The organism is Polyangium jinanense, from assembly GCF_028435365.1.
The window spans coordinates 235517-261307 of record NZ_JAGTJJ010000006.1 but is presented as its reverse complement, the minus strand read 5'-3'; the positions used below and the strand labels follow the sequence as shown (position 1 = coordinate 261307).

The following is a 25791-nucleotide window of genomic DNA, read 5'->3' as shown; positions in this document are numbered from 1 at the left end:
AATTCTTCCTGGGCTCTCGCGGAAAGGGCGCGCCGCGGCGCCACGGTCATGGGCGCATCGCCCGCATGCGCCGCGCGATGCAATACGAGAGCTCGAGTGCCTGCGATTGATTCAATCGGGGATCGCAGACCGTCTCGTATGCGTGGGAGAGGTCCTCCTCACGCACGCTCCCGCCGATGCATTCGGTGACGTGGTCGCCCGTGAGCTCGAAGTGGACGCCGCCGAGGTAGGTGCCGCAGGCGTCGTGCGCGTCGAACGTCCGATCGATCTCGCGCACGATCGCCGCGAATTCACGCGTCTTCACGCCCGAGCTCGTGGTGATCGTGTTGCCGTGCATGGGATCGCACACCCAGAGCACGCGCCGGCCCGCGCGTTTCACGACCTCGAGCAAGGGCGGGAGTGTGGCGTCGACGCGCTCGGCACCCATGCGCGTGATGAGCACGATGCGTCCGGGGATCTCGGTGGGGTTCAGCGTATCGAGCAAGCGCAGGACCTCGACCGGCGTGACCGACGGGCCGAGCTTGATGCCGATCGGATTGCTGATGCCCCGGAGAAACTCGACGTGCGCGCCGTCGAGCGACCGCGTCCGCTCGCCGAGCCACGGCATGTGCGCGGTGAGATCGTAATACTCGTCCCGGTGCGGCGCCGCGCGGGTCTGCGCGGACTCGTAATGCAGGTTGAGCGCCTCGTGGGACGTGAAGAACTCGACACGCGAGAGCTCGCTCCCCGCGCCGCCGAGCGCGTCCATGCATCGAAGCGCGTCTTCGAGCTGCCGCGTCGTCGCCTGGAAGCACTCGCGCACGGGGGCGGGCAGATCTGTGCGCTCGGAGAACGAGAGATCCCAGCGATCCGGGCGTTCGAGACCGGACAATCCGCCGGCCGAGAGGGACCGGACGAAATTGAGCGTCATCGCGGCGTGGTGATAACAGGCGAGCATCCGTTCGGGATCCGGGCGCCGCGCCTCGGGCGTGAACTCCGATCCATTCACGAGATCACCAAAATAACTCGGCAGCTCGATCCCGCCGCGCACCTCCGTGGGGCGCGAGCGCGGCTTCGCGTATTGCCCGGCGAAACGCCCCACGCGCACCACCGGCTTGCCGCCGCCGACGATGAGCACGAGCGACATCTTGAGCAAGATGTCGAGCTTGTTGACGATCGTCTCCGAGCGGCATTCGCGCATGGTTTCGGCACAGTCGCCGCCCTGGAGCAGGAAGCGCCGGCCGAGCTGCGCCTCCGCGACGAGGGAGCGGAATCGCTCCACCTCCCACGAGCTCACGAGCGGTGGCAGCTCTTCGATGCGCGAAGCGATGCGCTCGACCGCGGCGGGATCGTCGTATCGCACGGCCTGCGAATCGGGCCTCGATCTCCAGGACGTAGGGCTCCATTCGCTCGTGCGCGAACGCGAAGGCGCGCGCGGGCGCGAGGGCGGGATGTCTCCGGGCGGATGCTGCACGGCGGCCTCGTGGTTCGAGGAATTCCTCACCGGCGTGCCCATGGCGATTTCGTGAATCATCGAAAGTTGCTCACGGTTTTCAGGTCTGCGCTGCGCGCTGCGGGGCGGCGCTGCGCCCGAGCACCCACAGAATACAAAGTGCGAGGAGCGACACGCTCGACGCGAGGAATCCCATAGGGCCGAAGCCGACCAGCGCGCCCTCGGGGGTCGTCGTGATGAAGAGACCGCTCGTCCACGCGGCGAGGCCGGAGGCGCCGTCGCTCGCTGCCATGTTGACCGCGAGGTAACGCCCGCGCAGCGCAGGCGGCACCCGGGACGTGATCAATGCGATCGTGGGAATGGCGCGGCCGGAGGTCAGGGTCATGAAGAGGACGAAGAGCGCGGCCACGCCCGCCTTCGGAAGGATGGGCAGGTGCGTGAAAAGGAGAAACGGCGCCAGGGTGGCGACGAGCAGAATGCCGAGCACCCGGGGCGGACCGTGACGGTCCACGAGGGCGCCAATCCAGCGCGACGTGAAGAGCGTCGCCGCGCCGCCGCATAGATAGATCCAGGGCAGGTCCGAGAGGCGGAGCCCGAGATTGCCCACCATGAACGTGCTCAGGTAGGGAATCAGCAAGAAGCCCGCGAAAACCACGCTGAACGTGAGCGCCCAGCCGAGCGGAAGCCCTGGCATCGAGAGGAGCGGGGCGGGAGCGTTCGGGCCCTTTCCGCGCGCTCCCGTGAGGTGATGATCGACAGCGGGCAGGATGCGCCACGAAAGGAGCCACAGGATGCCGGCGAGCGCGCTGATGGCCCAGAAGGGGGTACGAAAGCCCCATTGATTGGCGAGCGCGAGGCTCAGCGGCACGCCGCCGACGGCCGAGATTCCGTAGGATGACATCACCGTGCCAATGGCGCGGCCGCGGCGCTCGGCCGGCACGCGATCGGCGAGAATGGCCATGACGACGGCGCTCATCAGGCCCGCGCAGGCGCCGGCCACGGTCCTCGAGAGGAGCAACCACGTCGGGCCGTTCGCGACGCCGCACGAAAACGTGGCCGCGATGAAACCCATATAAAGCAGCAATAGCGCGCGCTTGCGGTCCCATCGATCCAGCCAGAGCACGCCGAGCAGGCCCATGGCGGCCGAGGCGAGCGTGTAGGCCGACACCATGGCCCCGAACTCCGCCGCCGAAATATTGAACTTGCCGATGAGCTCCGGCCCGAGCGGCATTAAGATCATGAAATCGAGCGTATGCGTGAGTTGAACGGCACCGAGAAGCCAAACGAGGTGGCGCTCTTGCCGTGTCATGGGGGAATCGGCCACGAAAAGACTCCAGGGACGCCCGGGGGTGTGCGAACTGTTGCGTTGCCTACCCTCACCTACAGAGAACCGCGATCTTGATGAAAGTGATAATGAAACCCATTATCAACTGTCAAGGTGATCGTGTGGAGGCGTGCCAGAATTTCGTCCGAAGGGGTGTAATTTTACGTCTTTGTTGGAAGTTTTTCGTACAAAATGAGTGTTGGGACACGTTTTCGGGGGACGAGCACGCGTCGAACGACGCTGTCGCGTCTTCCCCGATCGCCTTCGAGGGATGCCCGTCGAGGTGGTCCAGGGCGAGCCGGCGCTTCACGTCGGCTTCGGTCGTTGCTTCACTCGTGTGGGCGAATCGTGGTATCTGCACTGCCCATGCGTCCGGACCTCCCGACGAATGATTTCGGCTCCGAGGGTTGGTACCGCACCGGTGGCCACACGTATCGGTGCGAGGACGCGGGCATCTTGTTCATCCGCACCGGGGGGGATCTCGCCGAGGACCACGTGGCCGCCCTTTTCGACGCATTCGCGTGGCTCTGCGACGAGCGCGGGCATTCGCACGTGTTCTGGCTCATCGACATCGGGCGGCTCGGCGCCGTCTTACCCGGAGCGCGCACGCGCGCCGCGACCACGCCGGTGCGACCTGAAAACAAGGGCATGGTGCTCTTCAATGGGAGCTTCCGGCAACGGGTGGTCGTGAAGCTCGTCGACAAGGCCACGTCGCTGCTTCAACCGAATACCCCGCCGCTCGTCTTTTCCAGCACCGAGGCGGAGGCGCGCGCCTGGATCGACGAGCGCCGGCGCGTGCTCACGATGCGCGAGAGCCAGTGACGCCGCTTCAGGCGACCCGCTTCATCTTCGCCGCCACCCCGTCCACGATCCGCTGCACCTCCTGGAGGTCCACCGGCTTCGTCAGGTGGTAATCGAATCCCGCCTCGCGTGCTTGCCGCCGGTCTTCCTCCGTCCCCCAGCCCGTCAGCGCCACCAGCACCACCCGACCGAGCCCTTCCTCGGCCCGCAGCCGCTGCGCCACCTCGTAGCCCGTCATTCCCGGCAAACCGATATCCAGGAAGACCACGTCCGGCTCGAACGCGCGCGCCGCGACCAGCGCCGAGGGGCCCGTGTGCGCCACTTCGGTCGTGTGTCCCGTCAATTGGAGCAGCTCTGCCAGGCTCTCCGCGCCGTCGACATTGTCGTCGACCACCAGCACCTTCAGACCGCCAGTCGCTCCTTTGGCCGGCGCATCCCCGCTCGGACCCACCGCTTTGGCTTCCTCGGCAGCTCCGAGGGGTAGGCGCACCGTGAAAATCGAACCTCGGGACGGACCATCACTTGCGGCTTCCACGGTGCCCCCATGGAGCTCCACGAGTCGCCGCACCAGGGTCAAACCGATGCCCAGGCCCCCCTGCGCTCGCTCGATCGAGCGGCCGACCTGCGTGAACATGTCGAACACTTTGGGCAGCATTTCCGGCGGAATGCCTACGCCGGTGTCCTCCACGCGCACGACCACGTGCGCGCCTTCCCGCTCCGCCGCGACGCGGATCCGGCCCCCTGCCGGCGTGTATTTCGCCGCGTTGTTGAGCAGGTTCGCCAGGATCTGCGAAAGCCGCGTCGGGTCGGCCATGAGCCACAGCGGCTCGGTCGGCAGCGACACCGATAACACGTGCCCGGCCGCCTCGATCAGCGGGCGGCTCGTCTCGAGCGCGCTCTCCAGCACCGTCCCGAGCTCCACCCGCGCCTTGCGCAGCTCCACCTTCCCCCGCGTGATGCGCGAGACGTCGAGCAGATCGTCCACCATCCGCACCATGTGCCCGACCTGCCGCTCCATCATCTCGCGAATGCGCCGCGCCTGCGCCTCGTCGCGGGCCATTTGCAGGAGCGTCAGGCCCGTCCGGATCGGGGCAAGCGGGTTTCGGAGCTCGTGGGCGAGCGTCGCCAGAAACTCATCTTTGCGCCGGTCCTGATCGCGCAATTCATCGTAGAGCCGCGCGTTCTCGATCGCCACGGACGCGATGTGCGCGAGCTGGATCAAAATGGCCTCGTCCTGCTCCGTGAACTCGCCTTCGTACTTGTCGGAGAGCTGGATGAGGCCGAGGTTTTTCCCGCTCCGCCCGATGAACGGCGCCGCCAGCCAGCCTCGCATCGGCGGGTGCCGGTCCGCTTCGCCGCTGAAGTTTCGCCACGCCGGATGGGACACGAGCTCGGCCTGCGTGAGCCGCATCGGGCGGTTCGTCTGGCAGACGAGCGCGTAGATGCCCTTGCCCGTGGGCGCCCCCTGGTAATTGCGAAATGCCTCGTACTTCGGCGACAGGGACGGGGCGCTGACCGCCTGGGACCAGTCGTTGCCGAGCGTCAGGCTCGTGACCGACTGGTGCGCGCCGATGATGCGCCGCGCCTCCTCCGTGATCACCCGGAGCACGCTGTCCAGCGACGCGGTCGCGTGAATCGTGAGCGCCGCGTCGGCCACCTGCTCGAGCAGCCGGGCCTGCTCGCGCTCTCGTTCGAGCAACCGCGCGAGCCGCTCCTCGTGGAGCTTGCGGACCGTGGCGTCGACCGTCACCCCGTCGAAGCGCCTGGCCAGCCCGTCCGGCCCGTACGCCGTCCCGCCGAGCGCGCGGATCCATTTGATGGCCCCGGTCTCCGGATCGACCGTCCGGTAATCGATGTCGTACGGCGTTGCATTGTGGATCGAGGTCTCGATGGCCTGCCGCGTCCGCGCCCGGTCGTCCGGGTGAATGCGCTCGTAGAACGTGTCGATCGTCACGCGGGCGTCGGGCGGGAGCCAGAAATGCTCTTTGACGCGTTCGTCCCAGTTGAGCTCGTCGAACGGCAGATCACAATGCCAGAAGCCGATCCCGGCGAGCTCGACCGCGAAATCGAGCCGCTCGTCTCGCTCGCGCAGGCTACGCGCCGTCCGGGCTCGCTCGAGGGCCTCCCAGCAGCGGCCCACGACGGTCCGGACGAGCTCGACCTCCTCGGACGTCCAGCGCCGCGGCCTCGCTTGATCGACGGCCATCAATGCGATGAGCTTGCCGGCCTTGTGTAGCGGGACGCAGATGCCGGCCTGGATCCTTGCCGCCCGATAGGCCGAGAGGTCGTTCGCGGCCCGCGGATCCTGGTCCACGTCGTCCATCACGTACGGCTGGTTCGCCTGCATGGCCTGCTCGAACGCGGGCCCGAAGCCGTCCAACGGCCACCGCCCGGCTATGCTCGGGACGCCCTGCGTGTAGTCACCTGTGACGATGAAGACACGCTCGTCCTCGATTTCGGCATAAACGCAGCGGTCGACGCCGAGGTGCTGGGCGAGCAGGCGTGCCGTCGTGGCCATGATCTCGTCGGGATCGGTGAGCGGCTGCGTGGCGGCGGCGAGCTCCGCGAGGAACCGAAGGCGGCCTTCGCTCGCGCGGAGCGCCTCGTTCGCCTGCTTTCGCTCCTCGGCCAGGGTGAGGACCTTCGTGGCGCTCCCGGCGAACCGCGACAGGCTCGTGAGGATCCGGGCGTCTTCCCGGTCGAACTTCCGCGTCTCGTTGCGTGTGAAGACCCAGACCGTGCCGACGGGTTTGTCGCCGTCGTGAAAGGGGACGGTGAGCGCTTCGACGATGCCCATGTCGGGCACCCCTTCGCGCGGGAACATCTGCGCGGGGTCGCGGAAGAGCAGGGGGGCATTGCGGGCGACGACGACGCCGCAGGGGCTGTTCCACCGATGCATCACCGCGCCGAGGCTGCCCGCGTCCGCTCCTGCGAGGGCGCGCCACCGGAACACCTCCTCGTTGCCGTCGCGCTCGATGACGCTGACGCCGGCCGTGTCTGCCTGGCAGAGGGAAAGGGCGAGCTCGACGAGCTTCGGGAGAATGGCCTCCGGGGCCCCGGTCAGCGTCTCGGCGAGCGCGACGAGGGCGCGGTTTTCGGCTGCATGATCAGGCTGCCTGGACGTGCGACGTGCGAGCTCCACCTCGCAATCTTGCAGAGAGTCCCCTGCGCTCGGGGGGCCCGGCTGTACACGCATGACCCTGGTCCGTGGAAACCTGAATAGGAAGCCAGAGTAACTGACCTAATGGTTCGGGGCAATGAGTAGGGGGGAAAGGATGAGGTAGGGATTTCTCTGAGGGGACCGCTCGCGCGTCTGCCGGCAACCAGCCGGGGCCGGTTCCCACCGGCGCTGGGAACCGGTTCCCACCTGCCGGCGCGTGATGGCCCGAAAACCCGAGGATTTCCGGATGGCACGTGCCCTGCTCGGGTGGGGCGCGGAGGCTTACCATGACCCTTCGTTCCTTCGGTTCCCGTCTCGCCCTGCTCCCCCTCGTTCTCGCGCTCGTACCGGCCTGCGCTGTCGAAATCGTCTCCGGCGGAGGCGCAGAACCCGGCGAGGGAAACCCGCCCAGCGTGCCCGAACCCTCGAACGAGCCCGCGGCCTATGCGGGCAAGGGGTTCGTCGTGCACGAATGGGGCACCGATACCGTGGTCGTCGGCTCGGACGGCTCGCTGCAACGCGGATTGCACCACGAGGAGGAAGATCTCCCGGGCTTCGTCTACGACCGCGTCCGCGCCGGCACGTTGCCGGGCTCGACCTCGGTGCATCTGAAAATGGAGACGCCCGTCACGTACTTTTACGCGGACAAACCGATGAAGGCGCGCGTGCAGGTGGCGTTCCCGAGCGGCGTGCTCACGCAATGGTACCCCGCGGTGGCGAGTTTTTACCCGTGGGTGGCCGAGGCGTACGCGGTGCCGGGCCTCGTCGCCGCCGGTGATCCGGTGCTCGATCCGGCGTTTCCCTGGAATGGGCCGACCTGCCAGGAGAAATACGGCGCCGTCGGGCAGGGGCTGCTCGACTGGGGCGAGGTGGAGATCCTGCCGCGTGGCGAGGACGTTCCGCTGCCCGAGGCCTCGCTCGACGCATTCACGTGGAGCCACGCGCGCGCCGTCGACGCGAATGCGGTGCGCGTGACGGCCGCGCCGACGGCGAGCGGCTCGCCCGAGGCCGAGCGTTTCCTTTTTTATCGAGGCCTCGGCAACCTCACGCCGCCCGCGCGCGTGACCGCGGCCGCGGGCGCGGTCCGCGTCGAGAACACCCTACCCGATGCGCTCGGGGCGCTCTTCGTGGTGAACGTCGGCCCCGCGGGCGGCGCGTTTTCCGTGGTCCCCGCGGGCGTTTCGCCCGGCCAAACCGTGGACCTCGACGCCCCGACGCTCGCCTCCGCCGCGCCGCTCGATGCGTTCGCCGAGGCGCTCGGCGAGGCCGTGACGAGCGCGCTCGACGGCGCGGGGCTCTACCACGACGAATCCCTCGCCATGGTGGCGACCTGGAAGCGGCAATGGTTCCGCACCCCGGGCCTGCGCGTGTTTTACCTCGCGCCCCAAACGTGGACCGACGCGACCTTGCCGCTCTCCGTCGACCCCGCGCCGGACAGCGTGACCCGCGTCATGATGATTCGCGTCGAGGTGATCACGCCCGACCTCGAGGAGGGCGACGTCGCCGCAGCGAAGGGCCTCGCGGATCCGGCGACCGAGGTCGCGTCGAAGGCTCATTTCCAGGGCCTCGGCCGGTTCGCCGAGCCACGCCTGCGCCGCGCCCTCGGTCTGCTCGGCCAGCCTTCCTGGGGCGAGCCGTTCCTCGCGGCGGTGACCTCCGCCGAGACGCGCGCCACGGTGGGCGAATGAGCGGATAGACTCGGACGCCATGGGACGCCGCGACCGAGATGCGCTTCTCGTGCATGCCCGATATGCGGCCGGCGAGCCGCTCGGGCGCGGCGCGCAAGGGATCGTACTGCGCGTGGTGGATCGGGAGGATCCGGGCCGCTCGCTCACGGCGAAGGTGTTCCGGCCGGGCGCGTTCGAGCCTTCGGCCTTGCTGGGCGAGTTCGCGTTGCTCTCGCGGCTGCGACTGCCCGGCGTGGTGCGGGCGCACGACCTCGGCCACGACGAGCGGACGGGAGCGCCCTTTCTGGTGGAGGATTTCGTGCCGGGGCTCGATGCGGCGACATGGGTGCGAGGCGCGACGGGCGACGCGGATCGCAATCGGCGGCTCGCGGACCTCTGCGCGGGTGTCGCGGCCTCGCTCGCGGCGCTGCACGACGCGGGCTTTTTGCACGGGGATCTCAAGCCGGCGCACGTGCGGATGCGGCCCGACACGGACCGCGAGCGGCCCGTCCTGCTCGACCTTGGCGCGGCGGTGTTTTTCCGGGCGCGTGCGCTGGGACAATCGATCGCGGCCTCGCCCGGGTATGCGGCGCCGGAGGTGCTGGCGGGCGCGGCGCCGACGATTCGTTCGGACCTGTATGGCCTCGGTGCGCTCGCCTGGGCCGCGGCGACGGGCGCGCCTCCGCCGCTGGGAAATACGAAAAAGAGGTTGTCTGCGTCGTGCCCGTGGCTCCGGCCCACGCTCGCCGAGATCGTCGAGGCGCTCGTCGAGGTGCACCCGCTCGATCGGCCCGAGGATACGCGTCGGGTTCTGTCGTTCCTCGGGGCCTCGGCGACAAGGGCGGGCGAGCGGCTCGGGGCGCCGCCAACGCCTGTCGGACGGGAGGCGGAGATCGCCGCGCTCTCCGCGCCGTCCGTATCGCCCGTTCGTTATGTCGTGGGGCCGAGCGGCGCGGGAAAAAGCCACCTCGCGCGGGAGCTCTTGACGCGTACGTTATGCGCGGGCCGGGCCGCGCGGCTTGTCTCGTTGCCCGCGGAGGCGGGCTCGATCGTGCCGCGTCTGATCGGGTTTTTCCGCGGAATGGAGCCGGCGCCGCCGCTCGCGCCCGCGGCGGAGGGCGGGACGGCGCTGCTCTTGATCGACGGGCTCGAAGCGGGTCCGCCGGAGCTCGCGGCGGCCCTCGATGCGTATCGTTGCCGCAACGCACGGGCGCCGGGGCTCGACGTGGTGGTGACGGCGCGCGCCGCGCCTGCGGGCGCGGATGTGCTCGGGATCGAGCCGCTCGCGGGGGAGGCGTTTGTCGCGCTTTGCCATTCGCTCGGTTTGTCCGACGCGGCGGCGATCGAACGCGCGCGGGCGGCCTCGGAGGGTTTGCCCGGGTGGCTCCTCGCGTCGCTCGGGCGGGTGCCGCTCGAACGGGATACGGCGCTTGGGCGGGCCTCTGGTTTGCCTCTGGGGGCGCGGGGCGTGCTCGCGGCGATCGCGCTGTCGGGCGGGGCCATGCCCGAGGGGGTTTGTCATGTGATCACGCGGCGTCTCGGGGGCGAGGGGGCGTCGCTGCTCGCGGAGCTTCTGTCGGCGTCCTTGATCGGACGTCGGGTATCCGGGGACGTGCGGTACGTGCTTTCCTCGCCCGAGCTCGGGCCCGATCTCGCGGCGGCGCTCGCTACACCGGAGCTCGTGGACCTCGTGGCCGAGGTTTGGCTGAGCGAGCCAAATGCCGATGCCGCGGCGCTGCTCTCCGTGGCGAAGGCGGCGGCGCTGTCCACGCGGCGGGACGAACTCCTCGCGCGGGCGGCGCGGGCGGCGCGAGAGAGCGGGCTTCTTTCGCTCGAAATCGAGGCGCTTTTGTTGCTTTTGCAAAACCCGGCGCAGCGCACACGGGACTTGCTTTGCCGCCTCGAGCGGCTGGTCCGCGACGCGGGTTTGCCCGGGGCGCATCCCGAGGTGCTCCGCTGGCTCGACGAGGCGGCCTCGCAGGACGCGAGCTTGCGCCCGCTCTCGTTGCGACGGCGCGCCGAGCAAAAGGCCCGCGCCGGCGCGACGCCGGAGGCGCGCGCGCTCGCCGAGGAGGCGCTCGCGGCGGCGCGGCGCACGCACGATCGGCAGGCCGAGGCGTTTGCCCACGGCACGCTCGGCCTCGTGGCATTGTTCTCCGCCGATTACACCGACGCGGCCGAGCATCTCGCCCGCGTGCAGGCGATCCTCGGCGAGCGGGGCTCGGACGATCCCGAGGAGCTCGCGCGGATCCACCACAATGCGGGCGTCGTGGCCCTGTATCGGAATCGCGCGGAGCAGGCAATCGAAACGTTCTCGCGGGCGCTCGGGGAGAAGCGGGGCCTCGGGGATCGCGCGGGGATGCGCTCGTGTTTGATGAACCTCGGCATGGCGCTCGGGCGCGCGGGACGGCATGCCGAGGCGGAGGCGGCGCTCGCCGAGGCGACGTTGCTCTCGCGATCCCTCGGGCAAGAGGCGGGGCTCGGCTGGTGCCTTTTTACGCGCGCGGAGCTCGAGGTTCGTCGCGGCCATTTCGCGGCGGCGGCGCCGTTCGTCGTGGAGGCGTGGGCGCTCGGGGAATCGCTGCCCGCGGTGGTGCGGGCCGACCTTTTGATCCTGCGCGCGCGGATCCGGGCGCGCGCGGGCGACGGCGCGGGCGCGCTCGCGGCGCTCGGTGAGCTCTCGGCCGAGGCGCGGGCGCGGGATGCGCTCGTCGATGTGCGGGCGCGACTCGCGGAGGTGGAGGCGAGGCTCGCGACGTTGCCGACAGAGCCACGGCGCGCGGGGCGGATCGCGATCGGGGCGCTCCGGCGCGCGCGGGAGGCGCGGCTCGTGGAGGGCGAGGCCGAAGCGCGGGAAGCCCTTTCGCGTGCGCTCGCGGCGCGGCGACCGGTTCGATATGCTCCGCGCATGGCGGCGGAGGACGCGGGGGAGGAAGCGCTCTGGGAATTTCTCGCCGGCGCGGCGCGCGCGTCTCCCGAGGAGCTTGGCCTCGACCTCGCGCGGCGCATCGCTTCGCGCGCGGGCGCGGAGCGGGCGTTCGTGGTGCTCGCCTGCGGGGCGGTGCGGATCGGCTCGGTGTACGGCGCGGATCTGGACGGGCTCGCCCTCACGGAGGCCGGGAAGCGGCTCGACGCGGGCCTCCTGCGAGAGGCGCTCGGCAGCGCGGAGCCATTGTATCAGCGGGACATACCCACCGCGGGCGGTCGAGGCGCGCGGCTCGTCGTCGCGGGACCCGAGGGGCCGCAGGGCAGCGCGATCGTCGTGGTCGAACATCGATTCCGGCCCGGCGCATTCGATCGCGTGACGGCCGCGGAGGCGCGTCGATGGGGCATTCTCGCGGCGCTTGTCTTTCGACTCTCGGCCGCTGCCGAGCCGGAGGAGGAGACGCTCGCCCCGCGCCCGGTGACCCGGAAGGATCCGGGTTTGGCAGGGAAACCTGCGCCGGATCCGCCGGGCGCGACGACGTTGATTCCGGTCTCCGGGCCGCGCCGCAGTTTTCCCGGGATCGTGGGCGATTCCCCGGCGCTCACGCGCGCGCTCGGGCGGCTCGAAGCGGCGCTCCCGAGTGATCTGCCGGTCCTCGTCGTCGGCGAGACCGGCGTGGGGAAGGAGATTTTCGCGCGGGCGCTGCATGACCTTGGTCCGCGGGCGCGGGGTCCGTTCGTCGCGATGAACTGCGGCGGGATCCCGGACACGCTTTTCGAGGCGGAGCTCTTCGGGCACGCGCGTGGCGCCTTCACGGGCGCGGAGCGCGCGCGGACGGGGCTCCTCGTGCAGGCGAACGGCGGGACGCTTTTGCTCGACGAGATCGGCGAGCTCTCGCTCCTCCGTCAGGCCTCGCTCTTGCGGGCGCTCGAAGCGCGGCGATTCCGGCCGATCGGCAGCGACGAGGAGCGCGCCTTCGACGTACGGATCGTGGCCGCGACGAACCGCGACCTCGAAAAGGCGGTGGCCGACGGAACGTTCCGGCAGGACCTCTTTTATCGATTGAATGCGATCACGATCCGCGTCCCGCCCTTGCGCGAGCGGGCCGAGGACGTGCCGCTCCTCTGCCGCGCCTTCCTTCCGGGCGCGACGTTCGCCGAGGACGCGCTCGCCGCGCTCTCGGCGCATCCCTGGCCCGGCAACGTGCGCGAGCTACGCAACGTGATGGAGCGGCTCGGCGTGCTCGGCGCGTCGCGGATCGAACGGGCGCACCTGCCGCGGGCGATCCGGGGGCGGGGCGCGGCGATCCCCGAAGCGGACGAGCGTGCGCCGATCCGGCGGGCCCTCGCGGAGACGGGAGGGAACATCAGCCAGGCGGCTTCGCTCTTGGGTTTGTCGAGGCAGGGGCTGAAGAAACGAATGGTGCGGCTCGGGATGCGCGAGCCGACCACTTCGCGGAAAAAGCTCGGGTAGGTGGTGGACGTGATGGGCAGGGATGCAATGCGGACATGGGTGGCGTTTTTCGGGGCGATTTGTCTCGCGGGTTGCGGCGCGGAGGCGGAGGGTTCGTCCGATGGAACGGCGCCGCTCGTTTGCGCGGCGACGGCGGCGGAGGGGATCGAGGTCGCGGCGACGGACGGCTCGGGGGAAAACGGGTATTCGCTGGGATATGCGCCGCACGCCGTGGCGAGTTGCCTTCTCGTGTACGTGCATCCGGATGGATCGCTGCGGGCGCGGGATCTCGCGCGGGGCGGCGAGGAGACGCTCGCGGAGGCGGTCGAGGCGCCGCGGCGGCCCACGGCGTTCGGCGGGGTCGTGGCCTGGGAAGCCCTGGAGGCGGGGCAGCGCGTGGTGCGGGTGCGCGCGGAGGGAGCGACGCGGACGGTGACGGGCCCGTTTGATCACGCGGGGGAGCCTCGCGCCGCGGGGGATGCGGTGGTGTTCACGGCCTGGCTCTCGGCGGAGGAGGCGGGGGATACGGATATTTTTCTTTACGAGCCGGGAAAGGCCTCTGTCATCGTCGTGGCGAGCGGACCCGGACAGCAGCGATTTCCCGATATTTCGGATACGTACGTGGCGTTTGCCGATTTCGCGGAGGACGCCGACGGCCGGTTCGACGAGAATGCGACCGACGCTTCGGATGTGGTCGTGATGGAGCGCGGGACGGGACGAACGACACGCCGCGCGCGGCCGGGAAAACAAGCCTTTCCGCTTCTCGGCGCCGACGAGCGTGTGGTCTACCTCGAATGGGGGCCGCTGCACCCGGAGCCGAAGTTCAGCGCGTATACGCTGATCGTGGGGGACGTGGGTGCGTCCGGGGAGACGGACGTGGCGGTCGTGGACATCGAGACGGCGCGGCCGTATGTGCGGCCGACGGCGCGGGGGGGCTTCATCGAATGGGTGCAATGGCGGAATGGAGCGCCCGCCACGCTGTTCCGGCAGCCGGCGGATCTGGGCGCGGAAGCGACGGTGGTGACGGGCATGGAGAGCGATGAGCTTCATGCGCCGGTCGCGGGGGAGGGGATGACCGTGGTCGCGGCGCGCGCGGCGGCCGGGGCGATGGTGATCCGCGCGGCGGAGCGGTGAGCTTCAGCGCCTGGTTTTTCGAACGAGACCACGTGCGGAGGCGAATCCACGTCGACGCTCGGGCCGCAGCCTGCCGCGGCAAACAGCGTTATGAGAGCAGCCTTTCGTGCATCATTTGTCTTTCAAGAAAGCACGACATGGCCCTATGCTCGCGCCGTCTCCCCGGAGAAGCCATGCCCTTCCGACCCGATCCCACGTTTTATCCGTCGCCGCGTATGGCCATGGACGCGCCGCGCGAGCGGCTCGCCTACGTCGCCGCCCCGGACGCGAACGCCGTGCTCGGACGCCCGAACCCGCTCCGCGACGGCCTCGCCACGGTCGACCTCGACCCGCGGTCGCCCACGTACAGCCAGATCATCGCCCTCGCCGAGGTGCCGAACTTCGGCGACGAGCTGCATCATTCCGGCTGGAACGCGTGCAGCGCCGCGCTCTGCCCGTACGCGCCGCACCCCCACGTGGAGCGCCGCTACCTGATGCTGCCGGCCCTGCGTTCGTCGCGCATCTACGTCTTCGACACGAAGCTCGATCCGCGCAGGCCCAAGCTCGTCCGCACGATCGAGGCCGAGGAGATCGCCTCGCGCACCGGCTACTCGCGCCCGCACACGCTGCACTGCGGGCCCGACGGGATCTACGTCTCGGCGCTCGGCAACCCCGCGGGCGAGGGCCCCGGCGGCATCTTCGTCCTCGACTGCGAGAGCTTCGACGTGCTCGGCCGCTGGGAGATCGACCGCGGGCCGCAGCACCTGCACTACGATTTCTGGTGGCACCTCGGCCACGACACGCTGATTTCGAGCGAGTGGGGCACACCGAACATGATCGAGAACGGCGTGGTGCCGGAGCTGCTCCTCGGCAAGAAGTACGGCCATCGGCTGCACGTCTGGGATCTCAGGCGCCGCAAGCACGTCCAGGCGCTCGACATCGGCGACGAGCACCAGATGGCCCTCGAACTGCGCCCGGCCCACGATCCCACGAAGGCCTGGGGCTTCATGGGCGTGGTCATCAGCGTCGCGGACCTCTCGGCCTCGGTCTGGCTCTGGTACCGCGAAGGCGAGCGCTGGGCGATCAAGAAGGTGATCACGATCCCGGCCGAGCCCGCCTCGGCGGACCTCTTGCCGCCGCTGCTCAAGGGCTTCGGCGCCGTGCCGCCGCTCGTGACGGACATCAACCTGTCGCTCGACGACAAGTACCTCTACGTGTCCTGCTGGGGCACGGGCGAGCTCCGGCAGTACGACGTGTCGAACCCGCACGAGCCGAAACACGTGGGCTCGGTGCACATCGGCGGCATCGCGCGGCGCACGCCGCACCCGCGCTCGGGCGGTCCGCTCACGGGCGCGCCGCAGATGGTCGAGGTGAGCCGCGACGGCAAGCGCATCTATTTCACGAGCGGCCTCTACACGACCTGGGATGAGCAGTTCTACCCGGACGGGCTCAAGGGCTGGATGGTCAAGGTCGACGTCAAGGAAGGCGGCGGGATCGAGCTGGATCCGGACTTCTTCGTGGACTTCGGGCCGCGCCGGGCCCACCAGGTCCGGCTCGAAGGCGGCGACGCTTCCTCGGATTCGTTCTGCTACCCGTGACCAGCATCTGGCCCTGGATCACGCTCGCGGCCCTCGGCGCCTACCACGGCTTGAGCCCCGGCATGGGCTGGCTCTTCGCGGTGGCGCTCGGGCTGCAAGAGAAGAGCGGAAAAGCCGTGCTACGCGCGCTCGTCCCCATCGCGATCGGCCACGCCGCGAGCGTGGGCCTCGCGGTGGGGCTGCTCGCGGCGGGCAAGGCGAGCATTCCGACGGGCATCTTGCCGTGGATCACCGGCGGGGTGCTCGTGGCGTTCGGCATCTTCAAGCTCGTGCGCCCGCGGCACCCGCGCTGGGTGGGCATGCGCGTGAGCGCGCGTGACCTCGTGGTGTGGTCGTTCCTGATGGCCACGGCGCACGGCGCGGGGCTCATGCTGCTGCCGGTCTTCGTGCTCGGCGAGGACAACCCCGCGCCTTGCCACGGCCCGTCGTGCCACGACGCCGCGGGGATCTCGCTGTCGAGTCCCGGCGGATACCTGGCCGCGATCTCGCTGCACACGCTGGCGATGCTGGCGGTCTCGGCGATCGTGGCGCTGATCGTCTACTACAAGGTCGGGCTCGCGATGCTCCGGCGCGCGTGGTTCGACCTCGATCGCGTCTGGGCGGGGGCCTTGATCCTCGCAGGGGTGATCGGGCTCGTGCTCTGAACGGCGCCGCGCCGGGGCTCTGCCCCGGACCCCGCGGGGGCTGTTCGCCAGGGCAAGCCCTGGACCATTTGGGGAAGAACTGCGCGATGCGCAGTTCTTCCCACAGGCCGGTGGCAAGACCATGGAGGTGCGTTGCACGCTGGCGACGGGCGCGTGGCCCGTTGAACCGTCAACGCTTCTGTCTTGGTTGGCAGGATCGTCGTTGGTCTTGACCTGGCCTGTTCGATGAACTGCGCATCGCGCAGTTCATCGACCCCGGGTCCAGCGCTTGCGCTGGTCCGGGTCCAGGGGCGGACAGCCCCTGGTGGGGCCCGGGGTGAAACCCCGGCGCGACGCCGTGGAGCACCCTCTGGGCGCAGGCAAGAACTGGAACAAAGTTCTAGAACCTTGTTCCAGTTCCGGGCTACGCTCGGCGTATGAAGACCGTCGTCGTCACGGGGGGAAACCGGGGCATCGGGCATGCCGTGGCGCGGGAGCTCGTCACGCGCGGGTGCCGCGTGGTGCTGCATGCGCGGGACCGGGAGCGCGGGGAGCGAGCGCGTGACGAGCTCGGCGGCGCGGGGCCTGGGGAGGTCACGCTCGTCTGGGGGGATCTCTCCACGAAACGTGGCATTCGAGAAACGGCGGAGGCGATCCTCGCGACCTGTCCGCGTATCGACGTGTTGATCCACAATGCGGGGCTCTGGCCGAGCGAGCGGACCCTGAACGAGGACGGGCTCGAGATGGCCTTCGTGGTGAACCACCTCGCGCCCTTCATGCTCAATCACCTGCTCGAAGCGCGCCTCGTCGAGAGCCGGAGCCGCGTCGTGCAGGTGAGCGCGGGCATTTACGTGAAGGGTCGTCCCGATCTCGAAAAAACGCCCACCGGGGACGACTTTCATCCGCTCGGGACCTATCCCACGACGAAGCTCTGCAACTTGCTCTTGGTCCCGCGATTCGCGGCGCGGTGGAAAGAGCGCGGACCGACGATCCTCGCGCTGCATCCGGGCGTCATTCGCACGGGGCTCGGGGATCGGAAGGGGCTGCTCGGCGGACTCTTGCGCGTGGTGAAGCGGCTTTGGAAATCACCCGAGGAGGGCGCGCGGCCCGTCGTGAAGCTCGCGCTCGATCCGGCGCTCGAAGGTGTGACGGGAAGGTACTATCACCTCGACATGGAGACGGAGCTTCACCCCGTCGCGCGGAAGGAAACGCTCGCGGCCGGGCTCTGGGCGCAGGCGCAAAAGCTGTCCGGGCTTGGTGAGGCGGGTTGATGGCGCCGAAGCAGAAGCGCGGCGAGGATACGACGAAGCGCTTGCTGGATGCGGCGCTCGACGTATTCGCGAAAGGCGGGCACGAGGCATTCACCGTGCACGCCGTCGTGGCCGCGAGCGGGGTGAGCCTCGGCAGCCTGTATCACCATTTCGGCAATGCCGACGGCCTCGCCGCCGCGTTGTATGCCCGCTGCATGGGCGCGCTGCTCGATGATCTCGTGGCCTCGCTCGAAGGCGTACGCGGGGCCCGCGCCGGCGTCGCGGCCCTGGTGCAGGCCTACTTGCGACACACCGCCGCGCAGCCCGCGTCCGCGCGCTTCGTGCATGCCTCGGCGTATGCGAGCTTCCTGCCCGCCCACGCAGCCACGATCGCCGCCTCCAAGCAGGACCGCATCGCCGCCATCTCCGCGTGGCTCCGGCCCCACGTGAAGGCCGGCCGCATCGTGGCCCTGCCCGAGCCCTTGATCGAGATGCTCGTCATCGGCCCGGTCGCGGAGACGGCCCGGCGCTGGCTCGCCGGCGCCCCCGAGATCGACCTCGACGAGGCGGCCCGGGAGCTGCCCGAGCGCATCTGGCAAGCGCTCCGCCGTGCGCCCCGGCGGCGGCCCCCGGGCCTCCGGCAAAGGGCTCGGCGGAAGGATCGTTGACGGGGACCCACGAAGAAGCCCTCGCCGACGCCGCTCGCTCTTCGTACACTGCGCGCCGCGTGGAGGTCCTTTCGCTCTGCCCCTTTCGCGCCGGGGCCTTGATCTGGCAGGCTGCGCCGGGCGCTTATTCGCTCACGGTGATCGTCAAGGCGACGTTCACCATCGTGCCCGGCGGCGAGGCGACCGTCACGGAGACGCAGGTACCCGTGACGACCCTCGCCGAGGGCGGCGCCGAGGATCTCTCGCCGCTCAAGCCCCGCGTGGACGTCCTCGTCCTCGGCGCGACCGACCCCGAGGCGCGTGTCGCCGTCGAAGGTGCCATCCTCCCGGCCGGCGGCCCGATGCCGCCGCAAGCGCCTTCGCGCAGGCTGCTCCTCGGCGACGAGGCGTACGCCTGGGCGCAGGGAGTGCTCGCCGGAGAGGCGCTCGCCGCGGGCCCGCCGCCCGAGGGCTTCGAGTTCGCCTTCTTCCAGTGCGCGCCGCGTGAGCAGCGGATCGACCTGCTTCGCATCGCCGCTTCGATCGGCATGGACCGCATCCTCCCCATGCCCGGCCGGATCGAGACGCGCCTGCCGCAGCGCCGCCCCCACGCCTTCCGCGTCGATCCAAAGGGCGGGCGCGTCACCGAGATCGCGCTCCGCTGCGACACGCTCTGCATCGACGCCGAGCAAAAGACGATGGTCCTCACGTTCCGCGGGCTTGCCGATCTGAAGAGCGGCGCTGAGGCCGACGTGGGCAAGATCGTGGTCGCCGCGCATCCGGAAGGGAAGCGCATCCGGCCCGAGCGGATCGATCGGTTCCTGCGCCTCGGCGAGTCGCTGGAGGAAGACGTCGAGGCGGGTTTGAACCTCCTGGAGATGCGGCACGACGCGGTGCTCATCGCCCCGAAGAGCGGCGATACGATGGTGCTGCCGGAGCAGGCGGAGGCGCCGCCGATCCGGTTCGTGGATCCCGCGCCGCCCGATGCTTCGCAGCGGCAGCGCACGCGCACGATACCGATGCCCACGGATCGGAACGAGGTCGGCCTGCCGAGCCTGACGGCCGCCTTGCCCTTCCGTCCTCCTCCCCCGGATCCCATCGCGGCGCCGCCGCTGCCGCCGCCGCCCGTGTCGCCGCCGTCGCCGTCGCCGTCGCCGAAGCTCATCGCGGAGCCGCTCACCGAGGACACGACGCTCGACATGCCGAAGGCCGCGGCGCCGCCGTCGTCGAAGGGGCGTGAGATCGGACGCCGGGTCGAGCCGCTTCCGGACGCGCCCGCCCCGCCGCCTTCGACCGGCAAGCCGGCCACGCCGGCGAGCAAGCTGCCGATCAAGCCGCCCGCGCCGCTCGCGCCGCGCCTCGCGAAACCCGCGGGTCCGAGTGCAGGCCCCCCGCGCCCCTCGCCGCCGCGTCCGGGGCCGGTGCAGGGAGGAAAGGTCGCCGCGCCCCCGCGCGTGTCCGCGCCTGCGCCCGCAGCCGCACCCGCGCCCGCTCCCGCCGATCCTCCGCCGTCGAGCTCCCCCGTTCCCTTCGATCCCGCCTCGATCCCCATCGACCGCTGCGCTGCGGTCGCCGCCGAGCTGCGCCATCGTCCCGACGGTCGCGACGCGCTCCTCGCGCTGAACGCTCTCTCCAGCGCGTCGTGGGCCTCCGTGGAGCGGCACTGGGCCGACGCGATGGCCCAGGAAGCCACGCAGGGAGAGCGTCGGTTGTTGCTCGCTTACGACACCGCCTATCACGCGACGCAGGAGCGGCTCGGCTTGCCTGTTGGGCTCGCCGAGCATGCACGCCTCCAGGTCGCCGCCGAGCGCGGGACGACGGCGGAGGTCCTCGCCGAGCTCGGGCTCGAGCCTTCGGATCAGGCGCGATTGGGACGCGTGTGGGCAGAGCGGCTGGTCGACGACCCCCGCCTCATGTCGAAGCTCGCCGCGGCGCTCGGCGCGGCGCGCGCTTCGTGATCAGATGCCCTCGGCGGAGACGCTCTGCTTCTCGGCGCGCGCGACCGAGGACGCCGCGTGGTTCTTCTCGGCCTGATCACGCACCCCCGTGACGGCCTTGTCCGCGGCCGTGCAGAGCTCCGGCGTCACCACCGACGAGGGCACGGGCATCTTCGGGTCGACGAGGATCTCGAGCTTTACGATCGTCCGCTCCCCGTCCACCGCGCGCAGCCTCCACGTGGCGCGGAAATCGTCCACGTTCCCGCGCTCCATCTTCGCGGTGATGCGCTCCTCGTTCCCGTCTTTGACAGGCTGTCCGATCTTCGTCACGACCCAGACCGTCGCGGCGCCGTGCAGGATCGGCACCTCCAGGTACACCTCGCTCACGCCCTTCGTCCGCGAGAGCAGCTTGCTCTGCTTGAAGGGCTTGATGACCTTCTCGTAGTGCCGGTAATCCGTGACGATCCGCCGCACCTCGTCGATCGGCGCGTGCACCAGGATCGCCGCGCCGCCCGTGTCGATCGAGCTCTCCGGATCCGTCGTCTTTTGCGTGTATCGCTGCGCCTTGCCGCGGGCCTCGAGCCGCGCGGCTTCTTCATCGCCCGCGCGCGCGAGGTTCGGCACGGCGCCGAGGGTGGTCAGGGTCGTGAGCAACGCGAAGGCGATGTGGCGCAGGCGAAGCATCATGGGTGTCTCCGGAAAACGACAACGTGGATTCGTCGTCGTCGTCGCCCTCCCGAAGTGCACGAGGCATGCCGGCCACGTCGGAAGATGGGAGTGACCCACGAAAACCGCAGGATTTCAGAGGATCGCGGCGTTCTCCGGCGCGCGGATCCTGCGGGGGCGTGACAGTTCGTTCACTCCCGCCCTGCCGGCGGTGCCGGGGAGGCGGGGGTCGGCGGCGCCGGCGTCGAGGGAGGCGGCGCCGCTTCCTTGCTCGTGCGCGTATCGGCCTCGTCGAGGGGGGCCATCTTGCAAGTACCGTCGAATTGGACGCCGCGATCGATGAAGATGGCCGGCGCGTGCAGCGCGCCCGTGACCTTGGAGGGGGCGTAGAGCTCGATGGCGGTGCGGGCGCGGATGCTCGCGTTGACCTCGCCCCCCGTGACGATGCACGCGCCGACAAGGATGTCGCCGGAGACGCGGGCGCCGTCGCCGATGACGAGCACGTCGTCGCCACGGATCTCGCCCTGGAAGTCGCCGTCGAGGCGGACGCGGCCCTCGAAGTAGAGCTTGCCCTCGAAGCGGGTACCTCGCCCGAGCAGGGCGTTGATCTCCGTGGGCCGATGCCCAGCCTGTGCGGCCGAGGCCTCCACGCGCGGCGGCAGATCATCCTGTCCGGAGAGCGGCTCCATGCCTCCGTGCCTTACTCCACCCCCACCCCCAAGAGCAACCGTCCCGAGGGGGACGCCTCGCGTCCCCCTCTCGTCCGGGCAAAGCCCGGCCGATTCACCCCCGAGGCGAGTTCGCTTCGCGATCTCGCAGAGCGCCGAACGTTTCGGCGCTCTAGGACTTGATGAGCGAGCGAACCTCGATCTCCAGGTTTTGCTCCTCGGCGACCACGTCCATCGCCTTGCGCAGCTTGCTCACGCCGACCGACTGGGGCACGTCGATGCGCGCTTCCATGCGGAAAAGCTGCGATCCCGTGACCGGCGCGGCGTACGCGGTGGCTTCGAGCGACACGATGTTCACGCCTGCGTGCGCGAGCGCCCGCGTCACGGCGCGCACGATGCCCTCGTGATCGAGCGCCTCGGCCGTCACGGCACACGGGATCGTGGGGGCGCGCCGGTGCTCCTCGGGCGCCTTCGTGCGGCGCGCGAGCACGGTGAGGCCCGTGCTCTTCTGCAGCTCGCCGAGGTCCTTCTCGATGGCGCCCACGGTTTCCGGGGGACCCGAGGCGAGCAGGAGGATGCCGAACTCGGCGCCGAGGATGGCCATGCGGCTGTCCTCCACGTTGCCCCCGTGCTTGGTGAGGTACTCCGTCACCTCCGCGACGAGGCCCGGCCGATCGGGTCCCAGGCAGGACAGGACCACGTACACGTCTTGTTGCGTCATGCGGCGCATCCTAGTCAATCGCGCCGGGGACCGCGAGCGTACTGGCGACGAGGTGCGCGACCCGGACGGGCTCGGGGAGGCGACCGTGGACGGCGAGCCGTCGGATCACCGCCGTGGCCTCGTCCATGCCGAGGCCCGCGCGCTGGATGAAGAGGTCGGCGCACGGCTCCATCGGCCCCGCCTTCTCGACGAGCTTCCATTTCCGGGCGCCGCCGCGGACCTTTTCGAGCAGCGCGTGCCGCACGGCCGGGACGTTCGGCTCGCGCTTCGACACGACCAGCACGGCCATGCCGAGCCGCGCGGCGAGGGCGTGGATGTCGACCACGTTGAAGCCCGCGAGCGCGATGCCTTCCATCATCACGAGCCGTGTATGCGCGGCGAAGCGCGAGCGGCTGATCATCGAGGCGAGGACATCCGTGGCGTTCGCGCCGTCGCGCCGCACCTTCGAGGAGAGCACACCTTCGAGCCTCGTTCCGGCGAACGCGACGCCCACGATCGGCACGTCGCCGCGGTGCGCGCGCGGGAAGGGCGCGTCGTCGACGCCGATGACGTGGGAGAAAGGGCTCATGGGCTTCGGGGCGCGGAGGATGACTCGCGCGCCCCCTGCCATCCTTGATACAGGAGAAGGCCAGCCCATGCCCATCGAGGATCCCGACCTGCGCGAGCTCATGGCTCGAGGGCAATCCCTCTTCCGAGCCAAGGAGCTCGTGCGCGCGAGGGAAGTCTTTCGCCAGGCCGTCCTCCTCGCAGAGCAACGCTACGGCCCGGATGCCCCCGAGCTGCGGCCTTGTCTTCTCTGGGTCTTTCAAACGTTCTCCGCGTGGCAAGAAGACGAACCGGGTGACTGGGCCGAGGCCGTGGCTCTGGGCGAACGGGCCCTTCGGCTGGCAGGCACGTCTCCTCCGGCCGAGGGTCGCTACATCGTCGCCGTGGCCGCGGACCTGGCCATCTACAAGCAGGCCATGGGTCACCGTGACGAGGCCCTTGCCCTCGTGCGTCGAGCCGTGCAGGCGTGGAGCCAAGGCGATTCCACCACGAGCCGTGTCGACGACAGGCACCTCGGGCTCTGTGAGTTCTTGCTGGACTTCGGAGAGCCCCTGGAAGCGCTCGACTTCGCCGAGCGGTTATGCCGAGCCGTCGAGCAGATGCCGCAAGGCCGCACCGAAAGCCGGCTTCTGCGGATCGCAGGTTATTTCATCGGACGGAGCCTCCTGGATCTCGGACGATGCGAGGAAGCTCGCGCGCATGTGACAGCTTGTCTCGAGGCTCTTCCAGCGCCGCCGCCGGGCAGGGAGAGCGGGTTCCGTCAGCGGCTCGAGCGCCTGCTGGGGGAGATCCTGCTGCGCCAGATGTCGATCATCAAGGCGTGACGGTGAGGACCGGAAGCTTGGCCGGGTCGAACCTGAGGCCCGGGTTCGAGCCCGCGCCGTCCGTGTCGCAGTAGGTCCAGCGCCCGCCGTCGAGGCTCACGCGGTAGGTGTAGCGGTAGGTGCCGGCGGCCGGGGCGGTGAACGAGCGCTGGTACTCGTCGTCGTTGCCGTATTGCTGGTTGAACGTGGCCGGGAACCATTGCCAGCCGCTCTGGCTCGTCGGATTGACGTTGGCCGGGCCGTACCCGACCTCGGCCTTCACCGTGGCATTCACGCCGTTCAGATTCGTGATGTCGGCCTCGTAGACGCGGCCGTAGACGAGCGGCGTCGCCTGACCGGCGGCCACCGTGAGCGACGTCGGGAATTGCAGATTGCAATCATCGATCTCGGCGGGCAGATCCGACTCGTTCATGGTCGCGTCGTCGGCGCCGCAATCGCAGATGTGGGCCGGGGTGCCGTAGGTGCTCCGCGGGGCGGCGGTGCCGACCACGAAATCGGCCCCGTTGTCGTTCGTGTCCTTGCAACCGTCGTCGACGCGGAAAACCGCTTTCTTCGGATCGCCCGTATAGGGCCCGGGCAAAGCGTCTTCCTTGTCCACATCCTCGTAGCAATCCGCGAACTGCCCATAGCCGATGAAATCGACGAGCGACGTGTTGCCAAGGGGGCAACCGCCGGTCACCTGCGTGTAGCTGCTCACGAGCGCTACCTTGCCATTGCCGCTGTAGACCGAGGCGGTGTGCGTGACGTCCGGCGGCACCGGGAGCCAGGTGCCATAACTCCCGATCCCGGAACCCTCCTGGATCAAGAAATAACCGCCGGGCGGAATCGTCTTGTTGGTCAGGTACGACGAGGTGTAGAAGAGCCCGTTTCCGGACGCGAATTGCAGCGACCACTCTTTCAGGGTCACCGGCGTCTTACCGCGGTTGTGCAGCTCGATGTAATCGTTCAAGTACGTCGCACCGGACTCGCCCCCATAACCGTAGACCTGGCTTATCACCACGGAGCCGATGCACGATGGCGGCGGCGCGCCGGTCGAAAAGCCCGTCATCTGCGTGTACGCCGCGCCGAGGGCATTCCCATACGGATCCTCTGCCACCGTGGTCACGCGCAGCTTGTACGTCGTGCCGTACGAAAGCGCCGGCGCCGGGACGAGCGTCGCGACGGTGCCGCCGTTCGACATCGTGGGCGCCTGGGCGGCGAAGCCGAGGCACGAGGCGAAATCGTCGGTCGAGAGCTGGATCGTGCCCGTGCACGGGCCGATGTCCGTCTGCGCGCCGAGCGTCGCCGGATTCATGGGCATGCTGAACGTCACGGCCACCGTCGCGCCCGCGGCCACGCCCGTCGCCGCGTCGGTCGGCGTGGTGCTCACGACCGCGGGGGCATCGCAGATGCCTCCGATGCACGCGCCGGTCTGGCAATCGGCCGCCGTGGTGCAGGCCTGCCCCGAGGCGCAGGGCAAACAGGTTCCGCCGCCGCAATCGACGTCCGTCTCCGAGCCGTTCTTCACGCCGTCGTCGCAGCTCGCCGGCTGGCAAACGTGGCCCATGCACACGCCGCTCGGGCATTGCGGGCCGGTGTTGCACTCGACGCAGGCACCGCTTCCATCACAGAGCTTGCCGTCATTCGCGTTGCAGACCGTATCGGCGGGGAGGGGCGGATGCACGGGGACGCCCGCGTCGCAAAGATCGCTCGTGCAGACGTTCCCGTCGTTCGGAATGTCGTTCGCATCGACGACGCTCGTCGTGCTCCCGGCACCATCGCATTGCTCGACGCGGCAATCGCCGGCGTGCTGATTTGCCGTGGGCGTCCCCGCGGCCACGAACGAAGTGCCGCAGGCGCCGGCCTCGCACGTGGCGACGATGCACGGGGTGCCGGGCGAGGGGCAATCGGCGGGAGTCACGCACATCGGGGCGCCGCCGCCCGAGCCGCCGGAGCCACCCGCGCCGCCCATGCCACCCGCGCCGCCTGCGCCCATGCCGCCCATGCCGCCGGCCCCGCCCATTCCACCGGAGCCGCCCTCGCCGCCCATGCCACCGGAGCCGGCCATCCCGCCCGCCCCCATGCCGCCTGCGCCGCCCGCGCCTCCGCTTCCGCCAGCGCCACCGCTTCCGCCAGCGCCTCCGCTCCCGCCGCCGCTTCCGCCAGCGCCTCCGCTCCCGCCTGCGCCGCCCTCGCCGCCCATTCCACCGGCGCCGCCGGGACCCATCCCGCCGATGCCGCCCGTGCCACCGGCGCCGCCGGGACCCATGCCGCCTTGTCCGCCCGGTCCGCCCGTCCCACTGCTGGAACTCCCGCTCGTCGTCTGCGACTCGGCGTCGCATCCGACGCCGCCCGCGAGGCTCGCGACGGTGAAAAGGAAGATGGCAACGCGGCTCTGCATGAAGGCTCCTCGTGAATGGGGTGACGGGGCGATCTTCCCATTGCCCCTCCGATTCA

General features: G+C 69.9%; 18 protein-coding genes. 10 read left to right on the top strand and 8 right to left on the bottom strand.

The genetic code is table 11. The features are described 5' to 3' along the window. Nucleotides 1-46: 46 nt before the first annotated feature. Together KEG57_RS16150 and mxcK are read right to left on the bottom strand one after the other, a co-directional pair. Entirely contained in the window at nucleotides 47-1513 is a 1467-nt protein-coding gene (locus KEG57_RS16150) for a 3-deoxy-7-phosphoheptulonate synthase class II (RefSeq protein WP_272418738.1), read from the bottom strand. Nucleotides 1514-1532: 19 nt separating this feature from the next. After that, nucleotides 1533-2741, bottom strand: a complete 1209-nt coding sequence (gene mxcK, locus KEG57_RS16145; protein WP_272418739.1) for a myxochelin export MFS transporter MxcK — start codon at nucleotides 2739-2741, stop codon at nucleotides 1533-1535. Between the two features lie 381 nt (nucleotides 2742-3122). Between mxcK and KEG57_RS16140 the strand changes: the two genes are divergently transcribed. Continuing rightward, nucleotides 3123-3578 (top strand): STAS/SEC14 domain-containing protein, encoded by a 456-nt coding sequence (locus KEG57_RS16140; RefSeq protein WP_272418740.1) that lies wholly within the window; start codon nucleotides 3123-3125, stop codon nucleotides 3576-3578. A 7-nt stretch (nucleotides 3579-3585) separates the two neighbouring features. Here the strand turns inward: KEG57_RS16140 and KEG57_RS16135 are convergent, their stop codons facing one another. Then, entirely contained in the window at nucleotides 3586-6699 is a 3114-nt protein-coding gene (locus tag KEG57_RS16135) for a GAF domain-containing protein (protein ID WP_272418741.1), read from the bottom strand. A 305-nt stretch (nucleotides 6700-7004) separates the two neighbouring features. Between KEG57_RS16135 and KEG57_RS16130 the strand changes: the two genes are divergently transcribed. The 8 genes from KEG57_RS16130 to KEG57_RS16095 all read left to right on the top strand — a co-directional run bounded on the left by KEG57_RS16130 (nucleotide 7005) and on the right by KEG57_RS16095 (nucleotide 19951). Next, nucleotides 7005-8405, top strand: a complete 1401-nt coding sequence (locus KEG57_RS16130) for a hypothetical protein (protein ID WP_272418743.1) — start codon at nucleotides 7005-7007, stop codon at nucleotides 8403-8405. A gap of 19 nt (nucleotides 8406-8424) precedes the next feature. After that, on the top strand, nucleotides 8425-12783 hold the full coding sequence (locus KEG57_RS16125) for a sigma 54-interacting transcriptional regulator (protein WP_272418744.1): 4359 nt from the start codon (nucleotides 8425-8427) through the stop codon (nucleotides 12781-12783). A 12-nt stretch (nucleotides 12784-12795) separates the two neighbouring features. Continuing rightward, nucleotides 12796-13896, top strand: a complete 1101-nt coding sequence (locus KEG57_RS16120) for a hypothetical protein (protein WP_272418745.1) — start codon at nucleotides 12796-12798, stop codon at nucleotides 13894-13896. Nucleotides 13897-14069: 173 nt separating this feature from the next. Further along, nucleotides 14070-15473: a selenium-binding family protein gene (locus tag KEG57_RS16115; RefSeq protein ID WP_272418746.1), complete on the top strand. Its 1404-nt coding sequence runs from the start codon at nucleotides 14070-14072 to the stop codon at nucleotides 15471-15473. After that, the gene (locus KEG57_RS16110) at nucleotides 15470-16117 is read left to right on the top strand and encodes a hypothetical protein (RefSeq protein ID WP_272418747.1); all 648 of its coding nucleotides are present in this window, start codon (nucleotides 15470-15472) and stop codon (nucleotides 16115-16117) included. Before KEG57_RS16115 ends, KEG57_RS16110 begins: the two co-directional genes overlap by 4 nt. Nucleotides 16118-16533: 416 nt before the next feature. Then, entirely contained in the window at nucleotides 16534-17367 is an 834-nt protein-coding gene (locus tag KEG57_RS16105; RefSeq protein WP_272418748.1) for an SDR family NAD(P)-dependent oxidoreductase, read from the top strand. After that, entirely contained in the window at nucleotides 17367-18014 is a 648-nt protein-coding gene (locus KEG57_RS16100; RefSeq protein WP_272418749.1) for a TetR/AcrR family transcriptional regulator, read from the top strand. The genes KEG57_RS16105 and KEG57_RS16100 overlap by 1 nt, the downstream gene beginning before the upstream one ends. Then, the gene (locus KEG57_RS16095) at nucleotides 18011-19951 is read left to right on the top strand and encodes a DUF2169 domain-containing protein (RefSeq protein WP_272458598.1); all 1941 of its coding nucleotides are present in this window, start codon (nucleotides 18011-18013) and stop codon (nucleotides 19949-19951) included. Before KEG57_RS16100 ends, KEG57_RS16095 begins: the two co-directional genes overlap by 4 nt. Here the strand turns inward: KEG57_RS16095 and KEG57_RS16090 are convergent, their stop codons facing one another. The 4 genes from KEG57_RS16090 to KEG57_RS16075 form a co-directional block, all read right to left on the bottom strand. Further along, nucleotides 19952-20617, bottom strand: a complete 666-nt coding sequence (locus KEG57_RS16090; protein WP_272418752.1) for a type II toxin-antitoxin system RatA family toxin — start codon at nucleotides 20615-20617, stop codon at nucleotides 19952-19954. It abuts the gene before it with no gap. 170 nt (nucleotides 20618-20787) lie between these two features. Further along, the gene (locus KEG57_RS16085) at nucleotides 20788-21285 is read right to left on the bottom strand and encodes a bactofilin family protein (RefSeq protein ID WP_272418753.1); all 498 of its coding nucleotides are present in this window, start codon (nucleotides 21283-21285) and stop codon (nucleotides 20788-20790) included. A gap of 151 nt (nucleotides 21286-21436) precedes the next feature. Then, complete coding sequence (locus tag KEG57_RS16080; RefSeq protein ID WP_272418754.1) at nucleotides 21437-21985, bottom strand: glycine cleavage system transcriptional repressor; 549 nt, start codon at nucleotides 21983-21985, stop codon at nucleotides 21437-21439. 10 nt (nucleotides 21986-21995) lie between these two features. Continuing rightward, nucleotides 21996-22553: an endonuclease dU gene (locus tag KEG57_RS16075; protein WP_272458597.1), complete on the bottom strand. Its 558-nt coding sequence runs from the start codon at nucleotides 22551-22553 to the stop codon at nucleotides 21996-21998. A 67-nt stretch (nucleotides 22554-22620) separates the two neighbouring features. Between KEG57_RS16075 and KEG57_RS16070 the strand changes: the two genes are divergently transcribed. After that, nucleotides 22621-23355: a tetratricopeptide repeat protein gene (locus tag KEG57_RS16070; RefSeq protein ID WP_272458596.1), complete on the top strand. Its 735-nt coding sequence runs from the start codon at nucleotides 22621-22623 to the stop codon at nucleotides 23353-23355. Here KEG57_RS16070 and KEG57_RS16065 read toward each other — a convergent pair. Further along, nucleotides 23345-25735, bottom strand: coding sequence for an Ig-like domain-containing protein (locus KEG57_RS16065; RefSeq protein WP_272458595.1), 2391 nt, complete (start codon nucleotides 25733-25735; stop codon nucleotides 23345-23347). The genes KEG57_RS16070 and KEG57_RS16065 overlap by 11 nt on opposite strands. Nucleotides 25736-25791: the final 56 nt, after the last annotated feature.

Excerpts from the sequence above, each read along its gene's own strand:
- KEG57_RS16125 (WP_272418744.1), top strand. The coding sequence starts at position 8,425 with ATGGGACGCCGCGACCGAGATGCGCTTCTCGTGCATGCCCGATATGCG.
- KEG57_RS16105 (WP_272418748.1), top strand. The coding sequence starts at position 16,534 with ATGAAGACCGTCGTCGTCACGGGGGGAAACCGGGGCATCGGGCATGCC.
- KEG57_RS16120 (WP_272418745.1), top strand. The coding sequence starts at position 12,796 with ATGGGCAGGGATGCAATGCGGACATGGGTGGCGTTTTTCGGGGCGATT.
- KEG57_RS16090 (WP_272418752.1), bottom strand. The coding sequence starts at position 20,617 with ATGATGCTTCGCCTGCGCCACATCGCCTTCGCGTTGCTCACGACCCTG.
- KEG57_RS16100 (WP_272418749.1), top strand. The coding sequence starts at position 17,367 with ATGGCGCCGAAGCAGAAGCGCGGCGAGGATACGACGAAGCGCTTGCTG.
- KEG57_RS16070 (WP_272458596.1), top strand. The coding sequence starts at position 22,621 with ATGCCCATCGAGGATCCCGACCTGCGCGAGCTCATGGCTCGAGGGCAA.
- mxcK (WP_272418739.1), bottom strand. The coding sequence starts at position 2,741 with ATGACACGGCAAGAGCGCCACCTCGTTTGGCTTCTCGGTGCCGTTCAA.
- KEG57_RS16130 (WP_272418743.1), top strand. The coding sequence starts at position 7,005 with ATGACCCTTCGTTCCTTCGGTTCCCGTCTCGCCCTGCTCCCCCTCGTT.
- KEG57_RS16140 (WP_272418740.1), top strand. The coding sequence starts at position 3,123 with ATGCGTCCGGACCTCCCGACGAATGATTTCGGCTCCGAGGGTTGGTAC.
- KEG57_RS16150 (WP_272418738.1), bottom strand. The coding sequence starts at position 1,513 with ATGATTCACGAAATCGCCATGGGCACGCCGGTGAGGAATTCCTCGAAC.
- KEG57_RS16115 (WP_272418746.1), top strand. The coding sequence starts at position 14,070 with ATGCCCTTCCGACCCGATCCCACGTTTTATCCGTCGCCGCGTATGGCC.
- KEG57_RS16075 (WP_272458597.1), bottom strand. The coding sequence starts at position 22,553 with ATGAGCCCTTTCTCCCACGTCATCGGCGTCGACGACGCGCCCTTCCCG.
- KEG57_RS16080 (WP_272418754.1), bottom strand. The coding sequence starts at position 21,985 with ATGACGCAACAAGACGTGTACGTGGTCCTGTCCTGCCTGGGACCCGAT.
- KEG57_RS16065 (WP_272458595.1), bottom strand. The coding sequence starts at position 25,735 with ATGCAGAGCCGCGTTGCCATCTTCCTTTTCACCGTCGCGAGCCTCGCG.
- KEG57_RS16085 (WP_272418753.1), bottom strand. The coding sequence starts at position 21,285 with ATGGAGCCGCTCTCCGGACAGGATGATCTGCCGCCGCGCGTGGAGGCC.